The 22,475-nt window shown below is 69.8% G+C and carries 18 protein-coding genes; 6 read left to right on the plus strand and 12 right to left on the minus strand.

Translation table 11 applies throughout. From position 1 onward, the window contains the following. Nucleotides 1–403 precede the first annotated feature (403 nt). Complete coding sequence (car, locus tag FPZ12_RS25240) at nucleotides 404–3,916, plus strand: carboxylic acid reductase (RefSeq protein WP_208026000.1); 3,513 nt, start codon at nucleotides 404–406, stop codon at nucleotides 3,914–3,916. A gap of 46 nt (nucleotides 3,917–3,962) precedes the next feature. Here car and FPZ12_RS25245 read toward each other — a convergent pair whose 3' ends face one another. The 12 genes from FPZ12_RS25245 to FPZ12_RS25300 all read right to left on the minus strand — a co-directional run bounded on the left by FPZ12_RS25245 (nucleotide 3,963) and on the right by FPZ12_RS25300 (nucleotide 17,719). Continuing rightward, entirely contained in the window at nucleotides 3,963–5,453 is a 1,491-nt protein-coding gene (locus FPZ12_RS25245; RefSeq protein ID WP_166462899.1) for an MFS transporter, read from the minus strand. Between the two features lie 570 nt (nucleotides 5,454–6,023). Continuing rightward, the gene (locus tag FPZ12_RS25250; RefSeq protein ID WP_144761022.1) at nucleotides 6,024–7,376 is read right to left on the minus strand and encodes an FAD-binding oxidoreductase; all 1,353 of its coding nucleotides are present in this window, start codon (nucleotides 7,374–7,376) and stop codon (nucleotides 6,024–6,026) included. Next, entirely contained in the window at nucleotides 7,369–8,448 is a 1,080-nt protein-coding gene (locus tag FPZ12_RS25255) for an LLM class flavin-dependent oxidoreductase (RefSeq protein WP_144761019.1), read from the minus strand. Before FPZ12_RS25255 ends, FPZ12_RS25250 begins: the two co-directional genes overlap by 8 nt. A 10-nt stretch (nucleotides 8,449–8,458) precedes the next feature. Beyond that, entirely contained in the window at nucleotides 8,459–9,409 is a 951-nt protein-coding gene (locus FPZ12_RS25260) for an ABC transporter substrate-binding protein (RefSeq protein ID WP_144761016.1), read from the minus strand. Beyond that, nucleotides 9,402–10,499 carry an LLM class flavin-dependent oxidoreductase gene (locus tag FPZ12_RS25265; protein ID WP_150980497.1) on the minus strand — a complete coding sequence of 366 codons (1,098 nt, stop codon included), beginning with the start codon at nucleotides 10,497–10,499 and terminating at the stop codon, nucleotides 9,402–9,404. Before FPZ12_RS25265 ends, FPZ12_RS25260 begins: the two co-directional genes overlap by 8 nt. 19 nt (nucleotides 10,500–10,518) lie before the next feature. After that, a complete protein-coding gene (locus tag FPZ12_RS25270; protein WP_166462900.1) occupies nucleotides 10,519–11,448 on the minus strand; it encodes an ABC transporter substrate-binding protein in 930 nt (309 codons plus the stop codon). Nucleotides 11,449–11,566: 118 nt separating this feature from the next. Continuing rightward, nucleotides 11,567–12,283 carry an ABC transporter ATP-binding protein gene (locus FPZ12_RS25275; protein ID WP_144758412.1) on the minus strand — a complete coding sequence of 239 codons (717 nt, stop codon included), beginning with the start codon at nucleotides 12,281–12,283 and terminating at the stop codon, nucleotides 11,567–11,569. Continuing rightward, on the minus strand, nucleotides 12,283–13,128 hold the full coding sequence (locus FPZ12_RS25280; RefSeq protein ID WP_144758409.1) for an ABC transporter permease: 846 nt from the start codon (nucleotides 13,126–13,128) through the stop codon (nucleotides 12,283–12,285). Before FPZ12_RS25280 ends, FPZ12_RS25275 begins: the two co-directional genes overlap by 1 nt. Continuing rightward, nucleotides 13,125–14,915, minus strand: a complete 1,791-nt coding sequence (locus tag FPZ12_RS47025; protein WP_144758406.1) for a rhodanese-like domain-containing protein — start codon at nucleotides 14,913–14,915, stop codon at nucleotides 13,125–13,127. The genes FPZ12_RS25280 and FPZ12_RS47025 overlap by 4 nt, the downstream gene beginning before the upstream one ends. Next, on the minus strand, nucleotides 14,912–15,907 hold the full coding sequence (locus tag FPZ12_RS25290) for an aliphatic sulfonate ABC transporter substrate-binding protein (protein WP_144758404.1): 996 nt from the start codon (nucleotides 15,905–15,907) through the stop codon (nucleotides 14,912–14,914). The genes FPZ12_RS47025 and FPZ12_RS25290 overlap by 4 nt, the downstream gene beginning before the upstream one ends. After that, nucleotides 15,907–17,025, minus strand: a complete 1,119-nt coding sequence (locus tag FPZ12_RS25295; RefSeq protein ID WP_144758401.1) for an LLM class flavin-dependent oxidoreductase — start codon at nucleotides 17,023–17,025, stop codon at nucleotides 15,907–15,909. Before FPZ12_RS25295 ends, FPZ12_RS25290 begins: the two co-directional genes overlap by 1 nt. Further along, entirely contained in the window at nucleotides 17,015–17,719 is a 705-nt protein-coding gene (locus tag FPZ12_RS25300; protein WP_243770018.1) for an alpha/beta hydrolase, read from the minus strand. The genes FPZ12_RS25295 and FPZ12_RS25300 overlap by 11 nt, the downstream gene beginning before the upstream one ends. Before the next feature lie 237 nt (nucleotides 17,720–17,956). Here FPZ12_RS25300 and FPZ12_RS25305 point away from each other — a divergent pair, with 237 nt between their 5' ends. From FPZ12_RS25305 to FPZ12_RS25325, 5 genes are all read left to right on the plus strand, one after another. After that, nucleotides 17,957–18,550, plus strand: coding sequence for a CGNR zinc finger domain-containing protein (locus FPZ12_RS25305; protein WP_166462901.1), 594 nt, complete (start codon nucleotides 17,957–17,959; stop codon nucleotides 18,548–18,550). Nucleotides 18,551–18,661: 111 nt separating this feature from the next. Next, nucleotides 18,662–19,384, plus strand: a complete 723-nt coding sequence (locus FPZ12_RS25310; RefSeq protein ID WP_144758391.1) for a response regulator transcription factor — start codon at nucleotides 18,662–18,664, stop codon at nucleotides 19,382–19,384. Continuing rightward, nucleotides 19,381–20,820, plus strand: a complete 1,440-nt coding sequence (locus tag FPZ12_RS25315) for a sensor histidine kinase (RefSeq protein WP_243770019.1) — start codon at nucleotides 19,381–19,383, stop codon at nucleotides 20,818–20,820. The genes FPZ12_RS25310 and FPZ12_RS25315 overlap by 4 nt, the downstream gene beginning before the upstream one ends. Before the next feature lie 78 nt (nucleotides 20,821–20,898). Further along, nucleotides 20,899–21,795: a polyphosphate polymerase domain-containing protein gene (locus FPZ12_RS25320; RefSeq protein ID WP_144758388.1), complete on the plus strand. Its 897-nt coding sequence runs from the start codon at nucleotides 20,899–20,901 to the stop codon at nucleotides 21,793–21,795. Continuing rightward, entirely contained in the window at nucleotides 21,792–22,469 is a 678-nt protein-coding gene (locus FPZ12_RS25325; protein ID WP_144758386.1) for a DUF4956 domain-containing protein, read from the plus strand. The genes FPZ12_RS25320 and FPZ12_RS25325 overlap by 4 nt, the downstream gene beginning before the upstream one ends. Nucleotides 22,470–22,475 lie beyond the last annotated feature (6 nt).

The following is a 22,475-nucleotide window of genomic DNA, read 5'->3' on the forward strand; positions in this document are numbered from 1 at the left end:
GGCTCCGGCTCCGGCTCCCGCTCCGGCCCCCGCTCCGGCCCCGGCTCCCGCTCCGGCGCCAGTCCCGCTCCGGCCCCGGCCCCGGCGCCCGGCTCCGGCGGGGAGTTCACCCTTCCCTCGCGCGCATGTTCGCCGCCCCGGCCGCCACCTCACCGTCGCCGCCACCTCACCGTCGCCGCCAGCCACGCCCGGAAAACCCCATACGCCCGAATGCACCCCATCGCTACGCCAACCGGCCTAAGAAATGGCGCAACGTAGTGGTCCTCTCGCGGTCGGTCAAGACATCGCGAGCCACTCCGGCCGGAGCTGATTGTCACACCTCGATCACCAACCGCATTTAATTACTTGTCAGTACAGTCAACTAATGGAGGCGGCAAGCGACTACGAAAGCTGGTGAGGGAACGTGGGTGCGGCACCCGAGTGGGAGGACGAGCGCGCGGCGCGGTTGAAGGCGAAGCTGCGGGAGACCGATCCGCAGTTCACCGCGCAGCTGCCGGACGAGGCAGTCAAAGCGGCGGCGAGCGAACCGGGTCTCGGGCTCGCGCAGACGGTCGAGCGCATCATGGCCGGGTACGCCGACCGCCCGGCGACCGCCGAGCGCAAGACGGAGCTGGTCACCGATCCGGCCTCGGGCCGCGGCTCGCTTCGCCTGCTGCCCGAGTTCACCACCCGCACCTACGGCGAACTGTGGACGCAGGCGAAGCAGGTGGCCGCCGACTGGGCGGACGCGGGCATCGTGGCGGGCGATTTCGTGGCCACGATCGGCTTCACGAGCAGCAACTACGAGGTGCTGGACCTCGCGGCGACGTATCTCGGCGCGGTTTCCGTGCCGCTGCAGCCGAGCGCGGCCGTGGCCCAGCTGCAGGAGATCGTCGACGAGACCTCGCCCCGGCTGCTCGCGGCGAGTCCGTCCTATTTGGACAAAGCGGTGGAGCTCGCGACGAAGTCGCCGGCACGGCCCCGCTTGCTGGTCTTCGACTACCACCCCGAGGTCGACGACGAGCGCGAGACCTTCACGGCCGCCGCCGGGCGCCTCGCGGACGCCGGGATCACCGTGCGCACGCTCGACGAGGTGCTCGAACACGGGAAGTCCCTGCCCGCCGCGTCTCCGCGCGAACCCGCGCCCGGCGAGGATCCACTCGCGCTGCTGATCTACACCTCCGGCAGCACGGGCGCGCCGAAGGGCGCGATGTATCCGGAGTCGATGCTGCGCAAGTACTGGACCGGGGAGCTGCCGACCGCCGAGGACGTCCCGGCGATCACCATCAGCTACATGCCGATGAGTCACATGTTCGGCCGCACCACGATCGCCGCCACGCTGGGCCGCGGTGGGCTCAACCACTTCACCGCGAAGAGCGATCTGTCGACCTTGTTCGAGGACATCGGCCTCGCGCGGCCCACCGAACTGTTCGCGGTGCCACGCATCTTCGACATGCTTTTCCAGGAGTACCAAAGCGAACTCGACCGGCGCGAGCGCGAGTTCGCCGACGAGTCCGAGCTGGACGCCGCGGTGAAGGCCGACCTGCGGGAGCGGTTCCTCGGTGGCCGGGTCACCAGCGCGCTCGTGGGCAGCGCGCCGATCTCACCCGAGATGAAGTCCTTCGCCGAGTCCTGCCTCGGGATCCCGCTGAGCGAGGGCTACGGCGCGACCGAGTTCGGCATGGCGGTGTTCGACGACGAGGTCAAGAGCCCGCCGGTGCTCGAGTACAAGCTCGTGGACGTCCCGGAACTGGGCTACTACGGCACCGACCGGCCGTACCCGCGGGGCGAGCTGCTGCTCAAGAGCGTGAACATGTTCCCGGGCTACTACAACCGCCCGGAGGTCACCGCCTCGGTCTTCGACGAGGACGGGTTCTACAAGACCGGGGACATCATGGCACTGACCGGCCCCGGCCGGCTGGTGTACGTGGACCGGCGCAACAACGTGCAGAAGCTGTCACAGGGCGAGTTCGTCACACTGTCCAAAGTGGAGTCCGTGTTCACCGCGAACCCGCTGATCCGCCAGATCTACGCCTACGGCAGCGGGGACCGGCCCTACCTGCTCGCGGTGATCGTGCCCGCCGAAAGCGCGGTGCGGCAGGCGGGCAGCCCGTCCGAGCTCAAGACGATGCTGGCCGACGCGCTGCAGCGCACGGCGCGTGAAGCCGGGCTGGAGTCGTACGAGATCCCGCGCGACTTCCTGGTCGAGACCGAACCGTTCACCATGGCCAACGGGCTGCTCTCCGACATCCGGAAACTGTTGCGCCCCAGGCTTCGTGAGCGTTACGGCGAGCGGCTCGAGGAGCTGTACACCGAACTTTCCCGCAGCCAGAACGAAGAACTGCGCGCGCTTCGCCGTGGCGGCCCCGGCCAGCCGGTCTACGAGACGATCACGCGCGCCGCGCAGGCCCTGCTCGGCTGCTCGAGTTCGGACCTGGACGCCGAAGCGCACTTCACCGACCTGGGTGGCGACTCGCTGTCGGCGCTGACGTTTTCCAAGCTGCTGGGCGAAATCTTCCACGTCGAGGTGCCGGTCGGCGTGCTGATCAGCCCCGCGGCGAACCTGCGCTCGATCGCGGACTACGTCGAAACGCAGCGCTCCGCGGAGGGCGGGCGGCCGACGTTCGCCTCGGTGCACGGTGAGGACGCCACGGAGATCAGGGCCACCGATCTGAGCCTGGAAAAGTTCCTCCCCGCGGAGACCATCGAAGCGGCCGCGAGCCTGCCCCGCCCGGAGGGGGAGCCGAAGACGGTGCTGCTGACCGGCGCCACGGGCTACCTCGGCCGGTTCATGTGCATCGACTGGCTGGAGCGGTTCGCCCAGCACGGCGGGAAACTCGTGTGCATCGTCCGCGGCGCCGACGACGCGGCGGCGTGGCAGCGCCTCGACTCGACCTTCGACACGGGGGACGCCGAACTCATCCGGCATTTCCGTGAGCTGGCCGCGAAGCACCTCGAAGTGCTCGCCGGTGACCTCGGCGAACCCGGCCTCGGCCTGGACGAAAAAACCTGGGCGCGGCTCGCGGACGAGGTCGACGTGATCATGCACCCCGGCGCGCTGGTCAACCACGTGCTCCCCTACGAACAGCTGTTCGGGCCCAACGTGGTCGGCACCGCGGAGCTGATCCGGCTGGCGGTCACCCGGAAGCTCAAGCCGTTCACCAACGTCTCGACGATCGGCGTCGCCGACCAGGTCGAGCCGGGCAGGTTCGACGAGATCGCCGACATCCGCGAGCTGAGCGCGGTCCGGCGGCGCAACGACGACTACGCCAACGGCTACTCGATGAGCAAATGGGCAGGCGAAGTGCTGCTGCGCGAAGCCAACGACCGGTGCGGGCTGCCGGTGGCGGTGTTCCGTTCGGACATGATCCTCACGCACAGCCGCTACACCGGGCAGCTCAACGTGCCGGACATGTTCACCCGGCTGATGCTCAGCCTGGTCGCCACCGGGGTCGCGCCGAAGTCCTTCTACCGCACGGGTCCTGACGGAGCCGCACCCAAGGCGCACTACGACGGCCTGCCCGCGGACTTCAGCGCCGAAGCCGTCAACACCATCGGCGCGCGGCACACCGAGGGCTACCGGACCTATCACGTCCTCAACCCGCACGCCGACGAGATCTCGCTCGACACGTTCGTCGACTGGCTCGTCGAAGCGGGTTACCCCGTCGACCGCGTCGAGGACTACCAGGACTGGTTGCGCCGCTTCGAAAAGGCGCTGCGCGAGCTGCCCGAAGCGCAGCGGCGGAACTCGTTGCTGCCGCTGCTGCACGCCTACGAGCAGCCGGCCGAACCGTTGCGGGGCGGGGTGGCACCGGCGACCGAGTTCCGGAAGACCGTGCAGGCGGACAAGATCGGCGCCGAGGGCGACATCCCGCACCTCGACGCCGAACTGATCGTCAAGTACATCACCGATCTCGAGCAGCTGGGCCTGCTCTGAGACGAAGCCGGACGCCGCGGCCGGAAGGGCCGCGGCGCCGAGCTTTTCACGCCGGGGCCGCGCCTTCCTGGACCGGTGTGAACTCGCGTTCCTCGGTGCCCTCGCGCCCTCGCGCGCGCAGGAAGAGCGCGCCGATGAGCAGTGTCCCGAGCGCGATGCAGGCCGAGACCACCAGGCTGGTCGTGACCCCGGAATCGCTGTAGATGAGCACGCCCGGCAGCGGGGACATCGCGCTGGGAGTCATGATCGCGAACGCGATGATCGGGGTGGCGGCGCCGATCAGGCCTGCGCTGAGCTCGCCGGCCGAGGACATCGAACCCTGTTCCGCCGCCGGCGATCCCACGATGATCAGGTTCGGCATGGCGGCCAGCGCGAACCCGGTCCCCGCGCCGAGGATGAGCGCCCCGGTGAGCAGGCCGCCGAACGTGTCGTGCTGGAACGTCAGGAACGCCGCGCCGACGGTGGACAGGCCCAGCCCGATGTACATCATGATCCGGCCGCCGGTCCGCTGGATCAGCAGCCCGACCGCGACGGCGCACAGCACGCTCGCGAGCGCCAAGGGCCCGGTGATCAGCGCGTACCGGCTCGCCGAGTAGCCCAGCCCGTAGGTGCCGCCCAGCTGCCGCGGCGTCTGGGCCATCAGGGCGAGCAGCGTCTGGTTCAACGGGTTCAGCCCGTAGGCGACCCCGCCGGTCAGCACGGCGAACAGGATCGTCCGCCGGACGAGGAGCCGCAGGTTGAGGATCGGCTCCCGGATCCGCAGCGCGAAGAACACGTAGACGCCGAGCAGTACCAGGCCGAGCACGAACAGCCCGATGATGCGGCCGGAACCCCAGCCCCATTCCTGGCCTTTGCTGACACCGAGCAGGATCGAGGTGAGGCCGGCGGCCAGCAGCACCGCGCCCACGATGTCCACCCGCGCCGGGCGCCGCAGCGGCGACTCGGGCGTGGTCAGCACGATCACCGCGCCCATCACGACCACCCAGCACAGGTCGAACACGTACACCGAGCGGAACCCGAAGTGGTCGATGAGGTACCCGATGAGGAACGGCGCGCCGATGGAGAGGATGCCCGCGCCGGTGATCGACAGACTCGCGCTGAACGGCACCAGCTTCTTCGGGTAGACGTCGCGCATCAGCGAATAGCCGAGGAACATGCACGCGGAGATGAAGCCGTGCAGCACCTGGCCCAGCACCATCACCCAGAACGCGGGCGCGATCGCCGCCAGCGCGTCGCCCACCACGGCCAGGCCGAGGGAGACGAGCACGAGCCTGCGTTTGCCGTAGAGGTCGGCGAGTTTGCCGAACAACGGCGCGGACGCCGCGCCGACCAGCGCGTACGCGGTCAGCAGCCAGCCGGCCTGCGTGGTCTGGAAGTGCTCGATGATCTGGGGTAGCGCCGTCGTGGTGCCCACGTAGGCGAACGCCACCGCTTCGACCAGGCACAGGATGGCGATGAGGGACAGGACGAGGCGCGGGGTCCAGCCGGCACTGCCGAACGGACTCCCGGCCGCGGGGGATGAGGAGGTCGAACTCACGGGGCCCTCCGGACGCATTCGTCGTTGAAGTGAGCGGATAGCCGTGGCCGAATCGACGTTTCCCTGCCGGGTAACGGTCCGGCGGCACTGGTTGATCTTCGTGTTCCGGTGTGCGGGTGAACTGCTGTCGGCCGTGCTGGGAAAATGCTGGGAAATTACCGCGGGCGCCACGGTTTCCCGTGACCGTGATCCAGTGCGTCCGCCGTGGTCAGGCGGACTGAGAGGCAGACGCTAGCAGCCTGGATGGCCGACTCGCAATATTACCGAGCCGTACTCGCTGAGGTTGGTAAGATTGTTATGTTTTACGGTAATGCCATTTACAGTTACTGGAAATGTCCTTACCAGTGAGTTCGGGGCCGGCGTGAAGACCGAGGCAGCTCCGCGTCATCCCGGCCGGACGGCACCGGCCCGGGTTTGGCTGGGCACTGGTGGGAAGGGTGACGGCCGCGGGTGACGAGGTGGTCGCACTCGGCCCGCGGATCCGGGGCAACGCCATCGCCCCCGGCTAGATCGGCACGCCGACGTTCGAACACCCCTCCCTGGCCGCCGCCTGCCTCGCGTCGGCCAGGGTCAGATAGCCTTGCCGGGGTTGAGAATGCCCCGCGGATCGAACAGCCGCTTGACCGAGTGGTGCAGGGCCAGCGTGTCCGGGCTGAGTTCGCCGGGCAGCCACTTTCGTTTGAGGACACCGACTCCGTGCTCGCCGGTCAGCGTTCCGCCCAGGCGCAGCGCGGTCTCGAACACCTCGCCGGCGGCGGCCCACACCGCTTCGGGGATCTCGGCGGCGGCGCGGTCGATCACGAAGATCGGGTGCAGGTTGCCGTCCCCGGCGTGGGCGAGGGTGGCGGCGGTGACGCCGTGCCGCCGGGTGATCGCGGCGATCGCGGCGACGGCCTCGGCCAGACGCGCCCGCGGCACGGCGATGTCCTCGATGAGCACCCGGCCCTGCTTTTCCAGGGACGGCAACGCGAAGCGGCGCGCGGCGAGCAGTTCGCCCGCGACCGCCGGGTCGGTGGTGACCTCGACGCCGGTGGCCAGCGGGGCGAGATCCGCACGCACGAGTTCCGCTTCCGCGCCCGCGCCGTGCCCGTCTGTCTGCACCAGCAGAAACGCGGCACCCCTTGCCCGGAAGGACGTGTTCTGCGCGGCGTCGACGGCTTCGAGCGCGTCGGCGTCGAGCAGTTCCGCGATAGCGGGCTGCACCCGCAACCGTCCCACTGCCGCGGCGGCTTTCTCGACGCTGTCGAAGAAAGCGGCGACGGTCGCGGTCTCCGCCGGCGCCGGGCGCAGCCGCACGGTGGCCGACGTGACGACGCCGAGCGTGCCTTCGGAACCGACGAACAGCCCGGTGAGGTCGTAGCCCGTTACGCCCTTGACCGTGCGCCGCCCGGTCCGCACGACTCGCCCGTCCGCGAGCACGACTTCCAGTCCCAGCACCGAATCGCGGGTCACGCCGTACTTCGCGCAGCGCAGGCCGCCCGCGTTCGTCGCGATGTTGCCGCCGATGGTGGAAATCTCCACGCTGGCAGGGTCCGGGGCGTAACGCAGGCCGTGCTCCCCCGCCGCGCGATCGAGTTCCGCGGTCACCACGCCGGGTTGCACGACCGCGAGCTGATCGGCGGCGGACAGCTCGGTGATGGCGTTGAGCGCCGCGGTGGACAGCACCAGTTCCCCGGCGGTCGCCGTGGCGGCGCCGGAAAGTCCCGTGCCCGCGCCCCGCACCACGACCGGCGTGCCGGTCTCGTTCGCGACTTCCAGCACCGCCTGCACTTCGGCGGTGCTGCGGGGTGTGACCACCGCGGACGGCAGCCCCGCGGGCTCCCAGCCTGAGCGGTCGTGCCGGTGCGCGCGGAGGCTGTCGTCGTCGAGCAGCAGCCGGTCCGCGGGCAGCCTGTCGGCGAGCCGCGACGCGACATCACGCATGAACGGGCTCACGGCGATGGGCGAGTTCCTGGCGCACCAACGGAAGCACGTACCGGGCGAGGTCGACGGCGTCGTTCAGCGGGTCGTAACCGCGGATCGACAGCAGCTCGCACCCGATGTCCACGTAGTCCAGCAACGCCTTCGCGACCGTCTCGTAACTGCCCACGAGCGCCGTCGAGCTGCCGGCGCCGGACGTTGCCGAGGCCGTCGGAGTCCACAATGCACGGTCGTGGCGTTCGCCCTTCGCGGCCACGTCGAGCAGGCGCTGGGAGCCGACGTTCTGCGGCGCGGCCGTGTTGACCGACTTCGGGACGTAGTTCCCCTTGATACCGCCCAGAATCCGCCCGGCCCGCTCCCACGCGAGCTCGTCCGTCGCGGCGGTGATGGGCCGGAACGACACCCAGATCCGCGGATGTGGACGGCCGGCGGCATCGGCGTAGGCGTTCACCGACGCGATCTGCTGCGCGGTCTCGGCGAGCGGCTCGCCCCAGAGACCGAACACGTCGCCCTCCTCGCCGCCGAGTTTGTACGCCGCCTCGGAGGACCCGCCGACCGAGACGGTCAGGCCGCGATTGACCGGCAGCACGGACGACGAGTAGTTCTCGAACCGGTAGTAGGTGCCGTCGTGGTCGAAGGGCTCGGAGCTGGCCCAGGCGCGCCGCAGGATGCGGATGTACTCGCCCGCCCGCGCGTACCGGTCGTCCTTGGCCAGGTAGTCCCCCTCGCGCCGCTGCTCGGTGTCGTTGCCCCCGGCCAGGAAGTGGATGCCCAGCCGCCCTTCCGACAACTGGTCGAGTGTGGCGAAAAGCCGCGAGGCGTTGGTGGGGAACACGACCCCGGGCCGGTGCGCGAGCATGACCTTGAGCCGCTCGGTGCGGCCCAGGACCGTGGCGGCCAGCTGGGTCGCCTCGGGGGACGCGGACGCGTACGGCACGAGCGTCCAGTCGAAACCGCCTTCGTCGTACGCTCTGGCGAACTTCTTGAGGTAGCCGAGGTCGACCGCGGGCCCTCCCGGCCGCGCGGTTTCGCTGTAGTAGCTAGCGCCGATCATGCCGACGAATTCGACAGCCATGGGGTTCTCCTTACTGCGCGGGATAGACGGCGCCGTCCACGAGCGGCGCCACGGTGACAGCCTTGGGCAGCACGCCGATGGAGGTCATGAGGTCGTTGACCGACTGGATCGTGCCCGTCACCGCGGGCGTGACCGGGCCGACGACGCCCTGGCCCTGGCTGACCACCACGGACGCGGTGGTTTCGGGGATCTTGTTCGCCGTGGCGTAGAGCGAGGTGTACTCGGCCTGGTGCGCGCCGGCCCACTCATACGCGGTGCCGAGCCGCTTGAGGACGTCACCGAGCGCGGTCTTCTTGGCCTGGTCGTCGAGCGCGGCGGGCAGGGCGGAGACGAGCATGAGTCCGCTGGTCCGGCCGTCACGTCCGTCGGCGAGTACGCGCCCGCCCTGACTCTTCGCCGTTTCCGCGTAGATCCCGTTGGTGGCCCACGCGTCGATCTGCCCGGACGCGAACGCCGCCTGCGCGTCGGCGAAGGCGAGGTAGCGCACGTGCACGTCGCGGTAGCTCAACCCGTTGTCCTGCAACACTTTCGCGAGCAGGTATTCGGCGATCCCGCCGCGGGCGGAGGACACCACGACGTCCTTGCCCTTGAGGTCGGCGACAGTGCGGATCGGCGAGTTCCCCCGCACCATCAGGGAGCTGTTCGACCCGTCGCCCTGGATCGCGCCCACCAGCTTCGCCTGCAGGCCACCGGAAAGCGCTTGCAGCGTGGTCAGGTCGGCGGCCCAGGCGGCATCGACCTGACCGGCGCCCATGGCCTGGAACAGCGTGGCGCCGCTGCGGAACTCGGCCCACTTCACGGTGTAGCCGGTGCCGTCGAACGCGTGGCTGGCGTTCGCCAGGGTCTGCAGGGTGCCCTGCTGGTCACCGAGGACGATCGTGGTGCCGCCGGACGCGCCGCCGGTGGCGCATCCGGTCAGCAGCAGCACGACACCCGCCAGCAGCGCGGCGGTTCTACGCATGGACGGGCTCCCGGCGGTTCGCGAGTTCCTGACGCACCAACGGAACCACGTAGCGCGCGTAGTCGATGGCGTCGTTGAGCGGGTCGTAGCCACGAATTGACAGCAGCTCGCACCCGATGTCCACGTAGTCCAGCAACGCCTTCGCGACGGTTTCGTAGCTGCCCACGAGCGCCGTGGAACTGCCTGCCGCGTTCGTGGCCGTCACCAGTGGTGTCCACAGTGCACGATCGTGCAGCTCGCCTTTGCCTGCCACGTCGAGCAAGCGCTGCGAACCGACGTTGGCCGGCCTGCCCTGCCCTTTGGCCGGGTAGTGCGATGCGGCGGCCCGCGCCTGATGCGTGCGGCTCACCCGGTCCAGGATCCGGTGCGCCTTCTCCCACGCCAGCTCGTCGGTGGCGGCGACGATCGGCCGGAACGACACCCAGATCCGCTGCCGCGGGCGCCCGGCCGCGTCGGCGATCGCGTGCACCGCCGCGATCTGCTGCCTGGTCTCGGCGAGCGGCTCGCCCCACAGGCCGAAGATGTCGCCCTGCTGCCCGCCCACCCGGTACGCGTCCGCCGAGGAGCCGCCGACCGAGACCGGGATGGTGTCCTGGTACGGGCGCACGTCGGAGCGGAAGTCCTCGAACCGGTAGTACTTTCCTTCGTGGGAAAAGGGTTCCGGCTCGTGCCAGGCGCGGCGCAGGATCCGGATGTACTCGTCGGAGCGTTCGTAGCGCTCGGTTTTCGTGAGGTAGTCGCCTTCGCGGTGCTGCTCGGTGTCGTTGCCGCCGGAGATGATGTGCACGGCGAGGCGGCCGCGCGCGATCTGGTCCAAAGTGGCCAGTGTGCGGGCGGCGTTGGTCGGGAACACCACGCCGGGGCGGTGCGCGAGCATCGGCTTGATCCGCTCGGTGTTGGCGACGACGAACTGCGCCAGCTGCGTCGCGTCGGGCCACGAGGAGTGGTAGGCGACGAGGGTGTAGTCGAAGCCGCCGTCGTCGAGGACGTGCGCGTAGTGGCGCGCGTACTCGACATCGAGCCCGGTGGCGCCGGGGTCGGTGTCGGAGGCGCGGTTCGGGTTGACGGCGCTGATGAATTCGACCGGCATGACCTGGGGAACTCCTCGCTCAGTGGTAGACGCTGGTGTCGGTGACGTCGGCGACGCGCACGTCCGTGGGCAGCGCGCCGATGCCGTGCATGAGGTCCGCGACGCCCTGCACGGTCGTGACCACCTGCGGCGTCACCGGGCCGGCGGCGGTCTGGCCGTGCTCGACGACCTTCTTCGCGATGTCCGGCGCCACGCTGTTGGTCTTCGCGTACACCTGCGCGTACTGGTCCGGGTTGGCCGTCGCCCACGCTTCCGCGCGGGTGAGGCGTTGCAGGAAGTCGGTGATCGCGGCCTTCTTCGCCGGGTCGGCGAGCGAGGACTCCGCGGCCGAGATGAACCCGACGCCCGACACACGGCCCTGCGTGCCGTCGACGAGCACCCGCCCGCCCGAGGCGAGCCCGATCGAGTGGTAGGGGTCGAAGGTCGCCCAGATCTCGGTCTGCCCGGAGTTGAACGCGGCCTGCGCGGCGGTCGGGAGCACGTACTGCACGGTGACGTCGGAGAACTTCAACCCGTTGTCCTGCAACACTTTCGCGAGCAGGTATTCGGCGACGCTGCCGCGCGCGGACGACACGACGACGGTCTTGCCCTTGAGATCGGCGACCGAGTGCACGGACGAGTCGCCGCGCACCAGGATCGCGGTGCCCGCGCCCGAGCCCTGCAGCGCGCTGACGAGCTTGATCGGCAGTTTTCCGCTGATCGCCTGCAGCGTCGGCAGGTCCGCGGCGGTGCCGGTGTCGACCTGCCCACCCTGCATCGCCTGGAACAGCGGCGCGGCGCCCTGGAACTCGGCCCATTTGACCTGGTAGTTGGTGCCGTCGAGGACGTGCGCGGCGGTCATCAGGGTCTGCAGTCCGTTGGCCTGGTCCCCCAGGGTGAGAGTCAGCTGTCCTTGCGCGCCGGACTGACCGCAAGCGGCGAGCCCGCCCGCGAGCAGGAGCGCGCTCACAATGGCGGAAAAACGCTTACTGCGCCGTTGTTTACCAATCCGACCACAGCCACGGCGGAAATGGGTTTCCTCCGGCAGTTCGGCTGCGGACCGTATCCGCCTACTTTTGATCGGATTGCTAAACGGCATGGGAAACCTCCTCCACACCGAGCCGCGCCAGCAGTTCCGTGCGCAGCGCGACGAACGTGGGATCGCCGACGTCACGGGGCCGCGGCAGATCGACCACGGCCTGATGCGCGATCACCCCGTCGTCCATCACCAGGACGCGGTCGGCCAGCAGGAGCGCCTCTTCGACGTCGTGGGTGACGAGCAGGACGGCGCAGCCGTGCTTTTCCCACAGCCTGGCCACGAGCTGCTGCGCGGTGACCCGGGTGAGCGCGTCCAGCGCACCGAAAGGTTCGTCCAGTAACAGCAAATCCGGCTCACGCACGAGCGCCCGCGCCAGCGACACGCGCTGGGCTTCACCACCGGAAAGCGTTTTCGGCCAGGCTCGTGCCTTGTTCGGCAAGCCGACCTCTTCGAGATAACGCTGCGCGAGCCGCCGGTCCGGACGGCCGGGCAGGCCGAGGACCACGTTGTGCCAGGCGCGTTTCCACGGCATCAGGCGCGGGGACTGGAAGGCGACGGCGTGTTTGCGGGGCACGGTGACGTCGCCGGAGATCTCGGGGTCGAGGCCCGCGAGGATCCGCAGGAGCGTGGACTTGCCGCAGCCGCTGCGGCCGAGCAGGGCGACGAACTCGCCCTGGCGCACAGTGAGGTCGAGCCCGTCGAGGACGTGACGTTCGCCGAAGGACTTGGAAAGCCCGGAAATCCGGACCGCGGTGGGGACGTTCATCAGGCTCCTTCGAACGAGGCGCGCCAGGACAGCAGGTATTTGGTGGCGAGGCGGACGATCAGGTCGCAGACGAGGCCGAGGATCGCGTAGGTGATCAGGCAGACCACGATGACGTCGGTCTGGAAGAACTGCTGCGCGTTGTTCATCAGGTACCCGATGCCCTGCGACGCGTTGACCTGCTCCGCCCACACCAGCGCGAGCCACGCGGTGCCGAGCGCGTACCGCAGCCCGACCAGCGCGCCGGGCAGCGCGCCGGGGAGCACGACGTGCCGGATCATCCGCCAGCCCTTGAGGCCGAGCACGCGGCCGGCCTCGACGAGCTGCGCGTCCACGCCGCGGATGCCGGCGTAGATGTTGAAGTACATCGGGAACAGCACGCCGAGCGCGACGAGCGCGATCTTGGGTTCCTCGTTGATGCCGAACCAGATGATGAACAGCGGGATCAGCCCGACCCACGGCAGCGTGCGGAACATGCCGACGGTCGAGTCGACGAGATCCTCGCCGAGCCGGAACAGCCCGGCCACGAGCGCGATGACGATGCCCAGGGCCGCGCCGATGGCGAATCCGAGGAACACCCGTTGCGCCGACACGGCGATCGCGGTCGGCAGCTCGCCGTCGGTGATCATGTCCCAGGCCTTGCCGAGCACGTCGCCCGGACCGGCGAGGATGTCCTTCGGCAGCACGCCGGTCGCCGAAAGCACCCACCACAACAGGAGGGCGCCGAGCGGGCCCGCGGCGCGGCGGACCGGGCGTGGCGGGCTCCAGCGGCGGGTGGTGTGCTCGGGCCGGATGGTGACCAGGTCGACCTCGCGCGAGGTCACGACCTGTTCGGAGGTGGCGGTCATGAGCTTGCTCCCTTCGGTCGTTCGCCGGTGGCCGCGGGGCGGGCCGGGTCGGCCGACCACGCCGACCACGAGCCCGGGTAGAGCGCCGCCGGCAGTCCGGCGACGGCGAGCGCGGCGATCTCGTGCGCCGCGGTGACACCCGAGCCGCAGTAGACGCCGATCTCGGTGGTCTCGTCGGCGCCGAGTTCGGCGAAGCGTTCGCGGAGTTCCGTTGTGGTGCGGAAGGTTCCGTCGCCGGTGAGGTTGTCGCCGGTCGGTGCCGACAGCGCGCCGGGGATGTGCCCGGCACGCGGATCGACGGGCTCGGTCTCGCCGCGGTAGCGCTCCCCCGCCCTGGCGTCGAGCAGGATCGCTTTGCCGGCGAGGTTCGCGGCCTCGTCGGCCGTGATCGTGGGGAGGTTGTCCCCGGCCAGCACGACGTCACCGGGTTCGGGATTCTCGTCCGTTGTGGACAGCGGACCGGTCCAGGAACCAAGCGCCCCGTCGAGGATCCGGACGTCGGTGTGCCCGGCCCAGCGCAGCAGCCACCAGGCCCGCGCCGCGGCCGTGCCACCGTTGTCGTCGTAGACCACGACCGGCTTGCCACTCCGCACGCCCCAGTGGCGTGCGGATTCCTGCAGCTTTTCCAGGTCCGGCAAGGGATGGCGGCCCTGTTCCGGCGAAGGCGGCGCCGCGAGTTCGGTGTCGAGGTCGACGTAGACCGCGCCGGGAATGTGTCCCGCGAGGTAATGCTCGCGCCCGTGCGGATCGCCCAGCGCCCAGCGCACGTCCAGAAGCGTTGGGGCGTCGTCGTTCTCGACCAGCTCACGCAGCTCGTCCGGTCCGATGAGGACAGTCCGGCGTTGGAGGTCCGGCAAGGCCGCGAGCAGGTCCTCGTCGCCGAGTGCGCCCGCCTCGCCCGCGCGGTGGATCCGCTCGGTGAGCGCCTCGTTCAACGGCGCCTCACGGCCGAGCAGCCGGGCCTGCAGCACGATTTCGCCGTTGAGGAAGTCGGTTTCCGGGGGCGCCTGCCGGGCGAGGCTCTGCCACGTGGAGCTGCCGCCCCGTGCGTACCCTGGGATCTCTTGCGCGACAACGCCTTCTACGGTGACGGGCAGACGGGCGAAGTCGAACCCGGCGGCACGCAGGACCGAGCGAGCCTCGGCCTGGAGTGCTTTCGCCGCGGCGGCGCGCAACGGGCTCGGCCGGTAGAGCGCGTCGAGGACGTTGACGGTGTTGGTGACGAGCTTCTCGGCCTTCCACGGCCGGATGTCGTCGACCTCCGTCACGACGAACCCGGCCGCGCGCAGGTCCCGCGTCAGGTCCGCCGAGGGGCGGCCCAGCCACAATGCCCCGGCCTTCGGCGTGGCGGGCGAGACGACCGTCCCGGGCGTGGTGTGGCTCGCGGGCAGCCACACCACCGCGCCGACGACCGTGCGGAACCGCCGCAGCGCCGCGCGTTCGTTCTCGAGTCCGTTCTGCAGCAACAGGATCGGCAGCCGCGCGGCGGCGACGCCGTCCTCGACCGGGCGCCACGCCCAGTCCTGCAGCGCGGCCTCGGTGTCCTGCGATTTGACGGCGAGCACCAGCACGTCGTCCGCGCGCAGCTCGAGTTCGTCCGGGCCGCCGACGACAGGTAGCGCCAGCGTGCGCTCCCCGTCGGGCCGCACATACCGCAAACCGTGCGTGCGCAACGCTTCCAGGTTCCAGCCGCGCGCGACGAGCACGGCATCGGCGCCGGACTCGTGCAGCTGCGCCGCCACCGTCGCGCCGACCGCGCCGGCGCCGATGATCACGTACCGGCTCATGAGGTCACCACCTGGTTGTTCAGTTCGGTCGTGAACACCGTCGAGACGTCACTCTTTTCCTTGTAGGTCCCCAAAGCGACCCATTCGTCGGCTTCCTTCTGCAGTGCGGCGATCACGTCGGGGCCGATCGGCACGTATTTCTTCGCCTGCCGTTGTGCCGCGAGGTTCGCCGCTTCGTCGGGCAGCCCACTGACCGATTTCCCGGCCTTGGCCCACGCGTCGGGGTGCTGGTTGACCCAGTCCTGCGCCTGCGCCACGCGGTGCAGGAAGTCCGCGACGGCGGCTCGTTTGCCCTGGTCGGCGAGCACGGCCGGGCTGGTGAACTGGAACGTGTACTGGGCGCCGAGACCGGTGATCTGCCCGGCGTCGAGGATCGACCGCGCGCCGAACTGGGTCTGCGCCGTGGCCAGCACCGGGTCCCAGATCGCCCACGCGTCGACCTGGCCGGACTGGAACGCCGCCAGCGCCGCGTTCGTGGTCAGGTTGACCAGCTGCACGTCGTTCGTGGTGAGACCGAACTGCTTGAGCGCCAGCACGCTGTAGTACTGCACGCCCGCGCCGAAGGTCATCGCGATCTTCTTGCCGCGCAGGTCGGCGACGGAGTGCACCGGCGAGTCCTTGGGCACGACGATCGCGGAGCTCTGCGCGCCCGCGCCGGTCCCGGCGGCGGCCGCGGCGACCTTGACGTTCACCCCGGCGTAGTGCGCCTGGATCGCGCCGGTGGTACCGCCGTTGCCGCCGACGTCCACGGCACCGGCCGAAATGGCCTGCAGCATGTCGGGGGTGGCGTTGAAGTCCACCCAGTTGATCTTGTACGGGGTGTCGTCGAGGCCCGCGGCCTGCAGCAGGGTCCGGTTGGACAGCTTGTTGGACTGGCCGGCGGTGATGGTCACCCCGGACAGGTCCGGGCTGCCGTCGGCCTGCTTCGCCGGCGCGGGGGCGCCGCACGCGGTGAGCACCAGCAGGGCGACGGCCAGGAGAACTCGCCTCATCACGACACCTCTCTTTCCTGTGTCAGGCCGCGGTCGGCCAGTACGTCCTTGATGGCGGGCAGCAGATAGCGCCCGTAGTCGCGCGCGTCCTCGACGAGGTCCCAGCCCTTGAACAGGAAGGAACGCACGCCCAGTTCGGTGTAGTCGGCGACGGCCTGCGCGACCGTCTCCGGCGAGCCGACGAGCGCGGAGGAAATGCCGGAAGCGTTGGTGGCGCGGGAAGTCCCGGTCCAGTAGGCGCGGTCGAGCTTCGTGGCCGAGGCGTTGACCCGGCGCAGCCGTTCGCTGCCCTCGTTGTTCTGCGTCTTGTCGGTCACCGACCGCAGCCGCACCCGGTCCCAGCTGCCGCCGTGCACGCGCGCGCGGATCCGGTTCGCGATGTCCTCGGCCTTTTCCCACGCCTGTTCGTCGGTGGGCGCGATGATCGGGCGCACGGACACGGTGAAGCCCAGCGGTTCGGTGCGGCCCGCTTCGCTTGCCGCCGCGCGGATGCGGGCGATCTGTTCACGGGTCTGCGCGAGCGGCTCGCCGTAGAAGGCGAAGGCGTCCGCGACGCGCACCCCGGCGTCGATCCCGGCCGGAGACGAGCCCGCGAAGTAGAGCTTCGGGCGTGGCTGCTGGACCGGGTGCACGTCGACGTCGACACCTTCGACGCGGTAATGCTCACCGGTGTAGGTCACTTCGCCGCGCTCGGTCCACACGCGCTTGACGATCTCGGCGAATTCGCGGGTCCGCGCGTAGCGCTGCTCCTTGGCGAGCCAGTCACCGTCGCGCCGCTGGTCGGCTTCGCTGCCGCCGGTGATGAGGTGCACCGCGGTGCGGCCGCCGCTGAGGTTGTCGAGGGTGGCGATGGTGCGGGCGAAGACCGTCGGCGCGACGAATCCCGGCCGGTGCGCGATCAGGAAGCCCAGGCGCTCGGTGTGCGCGGCCGCCCACGCCGCGAGCTGCGCGCCGTCGGCCATGGCCGAACCGTTGCCGATCAGCACCCGGTCGAACCCGCCCTCGTCCTGGACGCGGGCCAGCTCGCGGACGTAGCCGCGGTCGACCGGGCTGGTCGTGCGGCCGCGGATCTCCTGCGCGTCGTGGGCGGCGAGGAACCCGAGGAACTCAACGGACATCGCCGGCTCCGGTGACCGGGGTGCGTTCCGCGCGCAGGTTTTCCAGGAACAGCACGATGGTCGCGGCGACGCTGCGGTGGTGCGCGGAGTTGAGTACGTCGTGCCTTCCATCGTCCACAAGGGACACTCGCGCGCCCGCGTAGTCTCCGGCGACTTCGGCGAAAGGTGCGATGAAGTCGTTGTCACCGTGCAGGCCCAGCACCGGGACGGAGACCGGCGGCACCGGCTCGCGCAGCAGGGGCGGGATCCGTTCCGGGCGCAGCGCGCCGAGCTCGACGTGTTCACCGGCGCGCAGAATCGTCTGGTGCGTCGGGCAGGACGCGCGGAGCTCGACCTCCTCGTTCACGATCGCGCGCTTCCCGGTGCCGGGGAGCCCGGCGAGCACCAGGGCGTCCGCGGGCACGGCGCCGGACGCGACCAGGTGCCGCGCCAGCAGCGCGCCCGTGTCCGATCCGGCGAGCACCACCGGGCCCACCGCGTCCGCCGCGAAGTCCTTGACCTGCGCCGAAACGGCTTCGAGGTCGGCCGTCGCGTCCCCGGCCACCCGGACCCGGTAGGCGTCGGCGGCCAGCCGCCGCCCGAACCGCTGGTACAGCCCGGGCCGCTCGCCGCGCCCCGGCAGCACGAGCACCGTGCCGCGCGCGGCGAGCCCGTCCGGCTCGTCGAAGGCCGCGTGAGGGGTTTGAGTAGTCATCATGACGTCCTGTTCATCAATGCCGTGATGACCATGGAGCGTCTTCGGGCTAAAGTGAGTTGTCAAACCACTCACGCTATATGGGACAGGGCGAGGCGGGGCTGGACTTACGGACCCGCTCCTGTTATGAACCCGACCGAAAGAAGGCGGATACGGTCCGCGACCGACCTGCTCGCAGGCATCCTTTCCGCCGTGGCTGCCGTCGGGTTCATAACCAACGACGCAGTAAGGAGAGCCATGACCGTGGCGGCCACCAAAGACCTGAGGCGTGCCGGATTCCCGTTCCGGTCAGGCAGGCTGTGCCTCGATTTCGTCGCGACGGTCGCCAAACGCGGGATGGGCGACCGCGAGCTGCTGACCGGCCCGGCGGCGCTGCGCACCTGGCTGCACGTCGCCGAACTCCCGGCCGCGCGCGGGTCCGTCACGGAGGCCGATCTGCGTCGCGTGCGGGAACTCCGCGAAGCGATCCACACCCTCACCCGCCGTCACGTCGACGGCCTCACGCCGGACCCCGCGGCCATCGAGATCATCAACGCCGCCGCGCTCTCCGCCGCGCCGCCGGCGCTGCTGGGTTCGGACGCGCACACGCTGCTCCCCCCGGCCGACGCGCCCCTGGAAGGCATCCTGGCGATGCTCGCCCGTGACACCATCGACCTCTTCGGTGGCCCGCTCCAGCACCGCATCCGGGCCTGCATCGGTCACGACTGCTCCCTGTTCTTCGTGGACCGCTCGCGCCCCGGCAACCGCCGCTGGTGCACGATGGCCGCCTGCGGCGAAAAGGCGAGCTCGGCGACCTACCGCAAGCGCCATCCCGCGAACCGGAAAGCCTGAACACGACCGGGGTCACTCCACAAGGGACACTTTCCGTTCGTTTCGTGTTCACAGTGTGCTCACCTGGAATTTCACAGCCCTCGCACAGCTCGGTCCGATAGAACCCCTGACATGGGTGTTAAGGCTGAGGGACGGGGCCGTAAGCCACAGGTGCTCGTGGTGGACGACGAGCCGAACATCCGGGAGCTGCTCAGCTCGGGCCTGGGACTGAACGGATTCGACGTGCGCGCGGTGCCCAGCGGCGGGCGGGCGCTCGAGGATGCCGCCGAATACGAGCCCGACATCGTGGTGCTCGACGTCGGGCTCCCGGACATGCACGGGTTCACGGTGGCGCGGATGCTGCGCAGCACCTGCGACACGGTGCCGCTGCTGTTCCTCACCGCGAGGGACGGGGTCGAGGACCGCATCGCCGGGCTGACCGCCGGCGGCGACGACTACGTCACCAAACCCTTCAGCATCAAGGAACTCGTCCTGCGGCTGCGGGCGATCCTGCGCCGGAGCCTGCCCCCGGAGCCGGACGACGACGGACTGCTGCGCTACTCCGATCTCCTGCTGGACGAGGAGAACCAGCGCGTGCGGCGCGGCGAGCGGGAGATCTGCTTGTCCCCCACGGAGTTCCGCCTGCTCGCCTACCTCATGCGCAACTCCGGGCAGGTGCTGACCAAGGGGCAGCTGCTGGACCGGGTGTGGGGCCAGGGCGTCAGCGCCGAGAGCCGGGTCGTGGACTCCTACATCAGCTACCTGCGCCGCAAGATCGACGCCGAGGGCGTGCCGCTGATCCACACGCTGCGGGGCGTGGGGTACTCGTTGCGCGAGGCGTCCACGCGCCGGTGAGGACGACGAAATTCCTGCGGCGGCGTGCGCGGAGGCCGTGGCCGTTGCGGCTGCGCCTGCTGCTGGCCGTGCTGGCGTTGTGCGCGGCCGGGCTCGCGGCGTTCGCCGTCAGCAGCGTGCTCCTGTTGAACCAGTCGATGACGGCGCGCGCGGACGGTCAGTTGCAGGCGATGGCCGGCGGGCTGCAGAAGGGCTGGCGGGCACCGGAACCGCAGGCGGGGGACGACGACCTCCCGACCGACTTCACCATCTACACCTACGACGAATCCGGCAAGCTCCTGTGGCGCGCGCCGACGGACTCCGAAGACGGCCCGGTCGTGCCCAATGCCCTGGTGCACGACCGGTCCTCGACGCCGACGACCGTGGCGGATGGGGACAGCGACTCCAGCTGGCGGGCGATTTCCGTGCCGGGCAAGGGCACCGACCGCATGGTCGTCGCGATCTCGCTGGTGGACCTGGAAGACACCGTGCACCGGCTGCTGCTGATCGAGGTCGCGGTGGGCGCCGGGATCCTCGTCCTGGTGGCCGCGGTCGGCCGCGTCGTGGTCCGGCTCGGCCTGCGCCCGCTGACCCGGATGGAACAGACCGCGACCGCGATCTCGGCCGGGAACGTGGAGCTCCGGGTCGCCGACAGCGATCCCCGCACCGAAACCGGCAGCCTGGGCAGGGCGCTCAACACGATGCTGACCCGGCTCGGGACCGCGATGCGGGACCGGGAGAGCTCCGAGCAGCGGCTGCGCCGGTTCGTCGCCGACGCCTCACACGAGCTCCGCACCCCGCTCACGTCGATCCGCGGGTTCGCCGAGCTCTACCAGCACGGGGAAGCCGAGCGGGATCCCGCCGTGGAACGGATCCTGGGCCGGATCGAGGACGAGGCGGCCCGGATGGGCGGGATGGTCGACGACCTGCTGCTGCTCGCGCGGCTCGACCGCGAACCCGCGCTCGATCTCAGCGATGTGGATCTGCGCGGCCTGGTCGAGGACGTGGCGCAGGACGCGCTGGCCCGGCACCCGGACCGCTCGGTCACGGTTTCCGCGCCACCACTGCGCATGCACGTGCTCGGCGACAGCCACCGGCTCTACCAGGTCGTCGCGAACCTCGTCGGCAACGCACTCACGCATTCACCGGAGGGCGAGGTGCGCGTGCGGCTGCGGCCGACGCTGACCGCCGGAGAGTCGCTACCCGCCATCGAAATCGAGGTGTCGGACGACGGTCCCGGCATCGCCGCCGAACACCTGCCCTACCTCTTCGACCGGTTCTACCGCGCCGACCCGGCACGCTCCCCCGGCGGGCGTGGGCTGGGGCTGGCGATCTCCGCCGCGCTCGTCGAAGCCCACGACGGCCGGATCTCCGTGGACAGCAAACTCGGCTCCGGCACGAGTTTCCGGGTCGTGCTGCCGGTCAACGGCCCTGGTCACGGTGAATCGGCACCCTGATCCACCCGTAGTTCAGCATCCGTTCACACACTTCTCGCACACTGTTCGTGTGGCATGTCCTCCAACGAGAGGAGGACCATGCTGTTCCGGTCACGACGACGACCCGGGCCCACGGCGGCACCTGACCCCGCACCGGCCCCCGAACAGAACGGCGACACGGGCCACGCCCTGCGCGGCCCGAACTCGCTCCGCAGCTTCAACCGCTACGAGGTCAAGTACCTCGTGCCGGTGAAGCAGGTCGAGGAGATGACGCCGACCATCGAAGCGCGGATGGACCGCGACCCCTACAGCGATGTCACGGGGTACGGGGTGTGGAGCGTCTACTACGACACCCGCCAGCTCCGCTTCTACTGGGAGAAGATCGAAGGCCTGAAGTTCCGGCGCAAACTGCGCCTGCGGCACTACGGGAACCGCTTCGACGTCGACGAGGACACCCCGGTCTACGTCGAGATCAAGCAGCGCGTGAACCGGGTGACCCAGAAGCGCCGGATCCAGCTGCCCTACCGGGAGGCGCTGCGGCTGTGCTCCGGCAAGGAGCCGGCGAACATCGAGCCCGGCGCCCGGGGCTTCGTCGAGGAGGTCCTCGACCTCGTCGAGCGGCTCGACCTGCGTCCCTCGGCCATCACCGGCTACCAGCGGCAGGCCTATCTCGGGCGCGGCAGCGAACTCGGCCTGCGGGTCACCTTCGACCAGCGGGTGCGCGGCCGCGACCGCGACTTCCACCTCGGCACCGAGGCGGAGAACCGGCTCATCGTGCCGGCCGGCATGTCGATCATGGAGGTCAAGGCCAACGAGCGGGTGCCCTACTGGATCACCGACCTCGCCGCCGAGCACAACCTCCAGATCGTCCGCATTTCCAAGTACTGCCAGAGCGTGGAGGCCTACGGGCACGCTCCCCGCTCGATGTTCCACGTCCCCGTCGACGAACTCGCCACCGACCAGCCCCTGACCGTTTCGGAGACCGCACACCGATGAACCTCTCCTTCGAAGACCTCACCGGCACCTTCAGCGTGCTGGACGTCGCCGTCTCGCTCCTGCTGTCCTTCGTGCTCAGCGCGATGATCGCCTGGGTCTACCGGGCCACCCACCGCAATGTCTCCTACAGCCAGTCCTACGTGCAGACGCTGATCATCCTGTGCATGCTCGTCTCGGTGATCATGCTGGTCGTCGGCTCGAACATCGCGCGGGCGTTCGCGCTCGTCGGCGCGCTGTCGGTGGTCCGCTTCCGCAACGCCATCAAGGAAACCCGCGACGTCGGGTTCATCTTCCTGGTGATGGCCGTCGGCATGGCGGTCGGCACGCGGTTCTACAGCCTGGCCGCGGTGTCCGCGGTCGCGATCTCGCTGGTCATCTTCCTGATGTTCCGGTTCAACTGGTTCCAGCTCAACGTGCAGCGCCAGGTCGTGAAGGTGCAGGTGCCCGCCGACGAGGACTACAGCCACGTCATCTCCGACGTGCTGATCCGGCACACCGACGAGTTCGAGCTGGTCAGCATGGAGTCCATCCGCGGCGGCGCGCTGAACGAGCTGATGTACACGGTGAAGATCAAGAAGGGGCACGAACCCGGGAACCTGATCTCCGAGCTGCGGGAACGCAACCACGCGCAAGGGGTCACGGTGCTCACCGGTTACGACCAGACCGACCTGTGAGCCCGG

The sequence above is a fragment of the Amycolatopsis acidicola genome, from assembly GCF_007713735.2.
In the GTDB taxonomy this organism is placed as follows: domain Bacteria; phylum Actinomycetota; class Actinomycetes; order Mycobacteriales; family Pseudonocardiaceae; genus Amycolatopsis_E; species Amycolatopsis_E acidicola.

What these genes read in the sequence shown, in the direction of transcription:
- FPZ12_RS25295 (WP_144758401.1), bottom strand. Translation starts at nt 17,025, where the DNA reads ATGTCCGTTGAGTTCCTCGGGTTCCTCGCCGCCCACGACGCGCAGGAG.
- FPZ12_RS25310 (WP_144758391.1), top strand. Translation starts at nt 18,662, where the DNA reads ATGGGTGTTAAGGCTGAGGGACGGGGCCGTAAGCCACAGGTGCTCGTG.
- FPZ12_RS25280 (WP_144758409.1), bottom strand. Translation starts at nt 13,128, where the DNA reads ATGACCGCCACCTCCGAACAGGTCGTGACCTCGCGCGAGGTCGACCTG.
- FPZ12_RS25305 (WP_166462901.1), top strand. Translation starts at nt 17,957, where the DNA reads ATGACCGTGGCGGCCACCAAAGACCTGAGGCGTGCCGGATTCCCGTTC.
- FPZ12_RS25255 (WP_144761019.1), bottom strand. Translation starts at nt 8,448, where the DNA reads ATGGCTGTCGAATTCGTCGGCATGATCGGCGCTAGCTACTACAGCGAA.
- FPZ12_RS25325 (WP_144758386.1), top strand. Translation starts at nt 21,792, where the DNA reads ATGAACCTCTCCTTCGAAGACCTCACCGGCACCTTCAGCGTGCTGGAC.
- FPZ12_RS25275 (WP_144758412.1), bottom strand. Translation starts at nt 12,283, where the DNA reads ATGAACGTCCCCACCGCGGTCCGGATTTCCGGGCTTTCCAAGTCCTTC.
- FPZ12_RS25265 (WP_150980497.1), bottom strand. Translation starts at nt 10,499, where the DNA reads ATGCCGGTCGAATTCATCAGCGCCGTCAACCCGAACCGCGCCTCCGAC.
- FPZ12_RS25290 (WP_144758404.1), bottom strand. Translation starts at nt 15,907, where the DNA reads ATGAGGCGAGTTCTCCTGGCCGTCGCCCTGCTGGTGCTCACCGCGTGC.
- FPZ12_RS25300 (WP_243770018.1), bottom strand. Translation starts at nt 17,719, where the DNA reads ATGACTACTCAAACCCCTCACGCGGCCTTCGACGAGCCGGACGGGCTC.
- FPZ12_RS47025 (WP_144758406.1), bottom strand. Translation starts at nt 14,915, where the DNA reads ATGAGCCGGTACGTGATCATCGGCGCCGGCGCGGTCGGCGCGACGGTG.
- FPZ12_RS25260 (WP_144761016.1), bottom strand. Translation starts at nt 9,409, where the DNA reads ATGCGTAGAACCGCCGCGCTGCTGGCGGGTGTCGTGCTGCTGCTGACC.
- FPZ12_RS25320 (WP_144758388.1), top strand. Translation starts at nt 20,899, where the DNA reads ATGCTGTTCCGGTCACGACGACGACCCGGGCCCACGGCGGCACCTGAC.
- FPZ12_RS25250 (WP_144761022.1), bottom strand. Translation starts at nt 7,376, where the DNA reads ATGCGTGATGTCGCGTCGCGGCTCGCCGACAGGCTGCCCGCGGACCGG.